The sequence below is a fragment of the Kitasatospora sp. MBT63 genome (assembly GCF_000710465.2).
In the GTDB taxonomy this organism is placed as follows: domain Bacteria; phylum Actinomycetota; class Actinomycetes; order Streptomycetales; family Streptomycetaceae; genus Kitasatospora.
Window position 1 is genome coordinate 23,299 of sequence record NZ_JAIZ01000636.1, and the last position, 6,135, is coordinate 29,433.

The 6,135-nt window shown below is 74.6% G+C and carries 5 protein-coding genes and 1 pseudogene; 4 read left to right on the forward strand and 2 right to left on the reverse strand.

All coding sequences use genetic code 11. The features are described from left to right. Positions 1-35: 35 nt before the first annotated feature. The 3 genes from AA75_RS33300 to AA75_RS33310 all read left to right on the forward strand — a co-directional run bounded on the left by AA75_RS33300 (position 36) and on the right by AA75_RS33310 (position 4,088). On the forward strand, positions 36-902 hold the full coding sequence (locus AA75_RS33300; protein WP_033824084.1) for a 3-hydroxyacyl-CoA dehydrogenase family protein: 867 nt from the start codon (positions 36-38) through the stop codon (positions 900-902). A gap of 352 nt (positions 903-1,254) precedes the next feature. Continuing rightward, entirely contained in the window at positions 1,255-1,623 is a 369-nt protein-coding gene (locus AA75_RS33305) for an STAS domain-containing protein (RefSeq protein ID WP_051813929.1), read from the forward strand. 281 nt (positions 1,624-1,904) lie between these two features. Next, the gene (locus AA75_RS33310; protein WP_051813930.1) at positions 1,905-4,088 is read left to right on the forward strand and encodes a hypothetical protein; all 2,184 of its coding nucleotides are present in this window, start codon (positions 1,905-1,907) and stop codon (positions 4,086-4,088) included. 10 nt (positions 4,089-4,098) lie between these two features. Here AA75_RS33310 and nucS read toward each other — a convergent pair whose 3' ends face one another. Then, positions 4,099-4,758 (reverse strand): endonuclease NucS, encoded by a 660-nt coding sequence (gene nucS, locus AA75_RS33315; protein WP_033824085.1) that lies wholly within the window; start codon positions 4,756-4,758, stop codon positions 4,099-4,101. Positions 4,759-5,335: 577 nt separating this feature from the next. On the opposite strand from nucS, the gene AA75_RS33320 reads away from it, so the two are divergent. Next, positions 5,336-5,728: an SCO5389 family protein gene (locus AA75_RS33320; protein WP_033824086.1), complete on the forward strand. Its 393-nt coding sequence runs from the start codon at positions 5,336-5,338 to the stop codon at positions 5,726-5,728. An 85-nt stretch (positions 5,729-5,813) separates the two neighbouring features. Here the strand turns inward: AA75_RS33320 and AA75_RS33325 are convergent. Next, positions 5,814-6,135 (reverse strand): annotated as a pseudogene (locus AA75_RS33325) (LLM class flavin-dependent oxidoreductase); the annotation flags it as partial.

Below are 6,135 nucleotides of genomic sequence, written 5' to 3' on the forward strand. Positions count from 1 at the left end.
CGACGGGCGAACATCGTCACTCGGGAGACCCAGCCATGAGCAACGCAGCCAGCCAGCAGATCGCCGTGATCGGTGCCGGCCTGATGGGCGCGGGCATCGCCCAGGTGTCGGCGCAGGCCGGCCACCCGGTGGTGCTGCGCGATGTCACGGACGAGGCGCTGCAGCGGGGCCTCGCCGGGATCCGAGCCTCGTACGAGAAGTTCGTGGCGAAGGGCCGGATGACGGCCGAGGACGCCGAGGCGGCGCTGGGCCGGATCACCACCACCACCGACCTCGGCGCGGTCGCCGGGGCGGACATCGTGGTCGAGGCGGTGTTCGAGCAGCTGGAGGTCAAGGAGAGCGTCTTCCGCGAGCTCGACAAGATCGCCAAGGAGGGCGCGGTGCTGGCTTCCAACACCTCCGCCATCCCGATCACCCGGATCGCTGCCGCCACCTCCCGCCCGGAGAGCGTGGTCGGCGTGCACTTCTTCTCGCCGGTGCCGCTGATGCGCCTGGTGGAGCTGGTGCGCGGCTACAAGACCAGCGACGAGACGCTGGCCCGGGTGCGGGCGTACGCCGAGGGTGTCGGCAAGGAGGTCGTGGTGGTCAACCGCGACGTGGCCGGCTTCGTCACCACCCGGCTGATCACCGCGCTGGTGGTGGAGGCGGCGAAGCTGTACGAGTCGGGCGTGGCCAGCGCCGAGGACATCGACACCGCCTGCCGGCTGGGCTTCGGCCACCCGATGGGCCCGCTGCAGACCGCCGACCTGACCGGTGTCGACATCCTGCTGCACGCGGCGCACAACATCTACGCCGAGACCCAGGACGAGAAGTTCGCCGCCCCGGAGATCATGGCCCGGATGGTGACCGCCGGGGACCTCGGCCGCAAGAGCGGCCGCGGCTTCTACGGTTACGAGTCCTAGGAGGGCGTCACCCGGGTGGTGGGCGGAACGCCGCGAGCGGGCCCACCACCCGGGTGAGTTTGCTCACGCCCGCGCCGCAGACGGGTGATTTGGGCGGGAATCGCGCATGAGTATGGGGACTTCCTGCGTATATTCCCTCGGACGGGTGAAGTTGACCGCCATCCCGCCGGGTGGGAGCAACCTGCGGAGTTGGTTCACCGTCAGATGAGGGGGAGACCGGCGCGGCGCCTGCCGGCCCGGCCCCGTAACCCCTGGCGGCACCCGCGCGGATCCCGGACCTGTACCCGGGATCGGCACCCTGGAGCGACACGGCGCATCGACACAGCGCATCGGCACGGCGGAGGAGGAGAGCGTGCGCATCACCGGTGACCACCGCGGCCTGGCCATCGAAGGCCGGCTCGACGTCCGCAGTGCCGCCGACGCGCGGGCGCACCTGCACTCCGCCGTCGACGGCGGGCAGGGCGACCTGGTGCTGGACCTCGGCCGCCTGGAGTTCTGGGACGCCACCGGTCTCGGCGTCATCATGGGCACCCACCGCCGGGCCGGCCGGCTCGGCCGCCGCCTCGTCCTGCGGGACGTCCCCGCGCAGCTGCAGCGGCTGCTGGTCGCCCCCCGCCTGCACCGCATCCTCGCCGTCGAGGGCACCCTCCCGGACGCCTACGGCGCCACCGTCCCGGCGCTCGGCGCCGCGGCCCCGCCGCTGGCGGCCCCGGCCGGCTGACCTGCCCGCCTCCCGGCCGGCCCGGTCCGCCGCCCGTCCTCGCTCCGCGGCGCCAACTTCCTTGCCCGGGCCGCCCGTCCGCCCGCCCTACCCGCCGGTACCTGCTTCGGTCGTGTCCGACCCTTCCGGGCCGCCCCGGAAACCGGGACCGGGTCTGTGCTCCGGCGGGCTGGTGTGGGAAAGTCTGCGCCAGAAGCCACGGCCACGCGGAGCCGGCCCGTGGCCGTACTGCGGCGCCGGGGGTTCAGCGCCGGACGGTCGATCATGGGCGGAGCATGGACGTGGGACAGCCAACCGGCGATTTCCGGCAGGACGGGCCGCGCCCCCGCACCCGCGAGGTGTTCCCCGGCGACCTGATGCTGACCGTGGGCGGCGCCGACGGCTCCGAGGTCACCGCCTGCCCGGACGGCTGGCGGCCCGAGCCCCGGCGCACCCGCGGACCGGCCCACCACGGCCCCGCGCTCGGCCCCGAGGTGGCGGTCGGCCCGCTGGCGCTCGGCACCGGCCTCGCCGACCTGCCGGTGCTCGACCGCGAGGCCGACACCGCCCGGCTGCTCGGCCTGCTGGCGGAGGGCCGCTCGGTCCGGCTGACCGGTCAGCCGGGCTCCGGCCGCAGCGCCCTGCTGGCCGCCGTCGCGGACGCGGCCGACGCGCTCGCACCCGACGGGGTGGTCCGGCTCAGCGGTCACCGGCGGACCTACGCCGACCTGGTGCAGGACCTGTTCACCGCCACCCACCACGCCCCCGGCGTCCGCCCCGACCGGCCGGAACTCGCCGAGCGGCTCGGCGCGGTGGGCGCGGTGGTCACCATCGACGACGTCGAACTCGGCGAGGCGGAGCTGGAGCAGCTGCTGGAGCTGGCACCCGACTGCGCGTTCCTGGTGGCCGCCGCCCCGGGCGGGCGGCCGCTGCCGGCCGGCTCGCGGCTGCAGGACCACCCGGTGGGCGGCCTGTCGCGGGGCGCCTGCCTCAACCTGGTGGTCCGGCTGGCGGGCCGTCAGCTGGACGAGTCCGAGCGGGCCTGGGCGGTCGACCTGTGGTTCGAGTCGGAGGGACTGCCGCTGCGCTTCGTCCAGGCCGCCGCACTGCTGCGCCAGCGCGACATCGCGGTCGACGCCCTGGTCGCCGCCCGCGAGGACCGCCGGAGCGTCTTCGGGACGGTCGAGGAGATCGAGGAGCCCGACGACCCGGCCGAGCTGGAGGCCGAACTGCGGCGCTCCGTCCCGCTGCCGACCGTGGCGGAGACCGCGGCACCCGCGCTGCGCCTCGCCGAGGGACTCGGGGACGCCGCCCGCGAGGTGCTCCGGCTCGCCCTGGCCCTCGGCGGCGAATGCCCCACCGCCTCCCACCTCCCCGCCCTGATCGACGTCGGCCAGGGCGAGAGCGCACTGCAGGAACTGGTCGACGCCGGACTCGCCGTCCCGGCCGGCGGCCACCTCCGGCTGGCGGCGGGCGTCCTGGACAGCCTGGCCGCCCACTGGGAGACCGGCGAGATCGGGTACGGCGCGGCCGAGCACTTCTCCTGGTGGGTCGCGCACGGCTCGGTGGGCACCGGACAGATCGCCGCCGAGGCCGAGGTGGTGCTCGGCGCGCTGCTCGCCGACCGGGAGGCCGGCCGCCCCGAGGCCGTGCTGCAGCTCGCCAGGTCGGCCGCGCCGGCACTGGCGATGTCGCTGCGCTGGGGCGCGTGGGAGCGGTCCCTGCAGCTGGGACTGGAGGCCGCACGCAGCCTCGGCGCGACCGGCGAGGAGGCCTGGTTCCACCAGGAACTCGGCGCACTCGCCCTGTGCCTGGGCACCACCCAGCGGGCCTCGGCCGAACTGGACGCGGCCGTCGCCCTGCGCGCCGCCCTGGGCGAGCCGCGCGGCGGCGCGGCGGCCCGGCGGATGATCGAACTGCTGCGGGCCAGCCTGGCCGCGGCGCACGACGAGGACGAGGACGAGGGTTCGACCGGCGGCCGCCGCCCGGTGATCCGGGCCATCGCCCAGGCACCGTTCCGCTTCCGGACGGCGCCCAGGACCGGACGCGACCTGAGGCGTACGGTGCTCGGCGCGTCGGCGGCGGTCCTCGCGCTCGGAGTGCTCGGCACCGCGATCGGCCTGAGCCTCGCCGGACCCGACGAGCAGGGCGGCGGCTCGGGCGGGCCCGGCCACTCGGTCGACGACTACGTGCTGCCGAGCGGGCTGATGCCCTCCGGCGCGAGCCCGTCCGCCTCCGACACCCCGACGCCCACCGAGAGCGCCACCGAGGCGGATACCGAGACCCCTTCGGCCACGCCGAGCGCCTCACGCAGTACGACCAAGAAGCCCACCCCGAGCAGGTCCGCGACGACCACGACCACGGCCCCGCCCCCGGGCGGCGGAGGCCCGGTCACGCCGCCGCCCACGACCCCGCCGCCCACGACCCCGCCCCCGACCTCGGAGGCGCCGAGCCCGTCGGCCTCGCCCTCGCCCACAGGCACGTAGGCCGGGAGGGTCAGAACAGCTTGAGCTTGTCGTCGTCGATGCCGCGCAGCTCGTCGTAGTCCAGCACCACGCAGCCGATGCCGCGGTCGGTGGCCAGCACCCGGGCCTGCGGCTTGATCTCCTGCGCGGCGAAGACGCCCTTCACGGGGGCCAGCAGCGGGTCGCGGTTGAGCAGCTCCAGGTAGCGGGTGAGCTGCTCCACCCCGTCGATCTCACCGCGCCGCTTGATCTCGATGGCGACGGTGGCGCCGTCGGAGTCGCGGCACAGGATGTCGACCGGGCCGATCGCGGTCGGGTACTCGCGCCGGATCAGCTGCCAGCCGGCCCCGAGCACCTCCATCCGGTCGGCGAGCAGCTCCTGGAGATGGGCCTCGACGCCGTCCTTGACCAGCCCGGGGTCGACCCCGAGCTCGTGCGAGGAGTCGTGCAGCACCTGTTCCAAGGTGATGATCAGCTTCTCACCGGCCTTGTTGGTGACCGTCCAGACGCCGTCCACCTCCTTCAGGCTGCACGGCGGCGACATCCAGTTGAGCGGCTTGTAGGCGCGGTCGTCGGCATGGATGCTGACGCTCCCGTCGGCCTTCACCAGGATGAGGCGGGTAGCGGACGGGAGATGGGCGGAGAGCCGTCCGGCATAGTCGACGGAGCAGCGGGCAATTACGAGACGCACGGTCGACCACGCTAGCCCACCGGGGCCAGTTGATGCGATTCCGCGACAGCCGGGTGAAGAAAGCGCGTAGGCGGCGAACCATGGAGTGACGACACCTCGCCGCCGCCGACGCCGAACCGGCCCACGGTACGGCACCCGGATGTCCGGTCGCCGGGGTGCGTTCAACGGGGATGGAGAAGCGAGATGAACCGCTCCGACGGGATCCGGCCAATCTGCTCCACCGGGCGGCGCTCGAGCCGTGAATCGATGGATTCTCCAGCCGCGCTGAGCGACGAGTGACAACCTTGAGTAAGTGGCCGCCGCCCCACCTGGCGGTGTCGCCACGGCGTCGGCGTGCGCCCGGGATCCGGCCGGACCCGGGTTCTGCCCCCTGTTCTCGGTGCGCGGTCCCCGCGGGCCCCTGCGGCCCCGGTGCCGGCCACTGAGCCCTCGTCAGCCCGGACCGGCGGAAGCCGGACCGGGCGGCACCAGCCACCGCACCACCTGGCACCACCTGTGTGAGCACGGCACGGCACCATCCGCACCACGCACGACCACCCCGGCAGCCGCGCCAGGGTGGACCGCGAGAGGAGAACCCATGTCGCTCGACGTCTCACCGGCCCTGCTTGAGAAGGCCGAGAGAGGCGAGGTCGACGAGAGGGAGTTCGTCGACTGCGTCCGCGTCTCCCTGCCGTACGCCTGGGAGCTGATCAGCTCGCTGGTCGCCCAGCTCAAGGTCGACGGCACCGACTTCGCCGACAACCAGGTCCCGCCGCCCAGCGAGCAGGCCCGCGGCCAGCTGCTGCGCGCCATGGCCAGCGACGCGATCCGGGGCGCCCTGCAGCGGCACTTCGGCGTGCAGTTGGCGTTCCAGAACTGCCACCGGGTGGCCGTGTTCGCGCCGTCCGAGGCCTCCGCCGAGCGTCACCGCCGCTTCACCTCCGTCCGGGCCCAGATCCTCAACCAGTCGGAAGAACTGCGGGACTGCTGAACCGTCCCGTCCCGCCGGTGGGCCGTCCCTCGGGGCGGCCCACCGGCGTCGGCGCGCGCTGCGCCGCTCGACCCGGCTGCGCCGCTCAACCCAGCTGCGGCAGCACCTCGGCGCCGAGCCGGGCGATGTTCTCCAGGGTGGCCGCCCGGTCGCCGGAGCCCTCGGTGAGCAGCGCGAACCGCCGGATCCCGGTCCGCTCGGCGGTCGCCAGCAGCCGGTCCGCGCAGCCGCGCGGCGTGCCCACCGGGTGCAGGTCGCAGAGCAGTTCGGTGTACGCGTAGGGGTCGCGCATCCGCCGCTCCTGGCCGTCCACGGTGCGGTGCGCGCCGAGCCCGTCGGCGAAGAACCCCGGCATCGCCCGGAGCAGTTCGGCGCGGGCGCCCGCGGTCCGGTCGGCGACCTGCGCC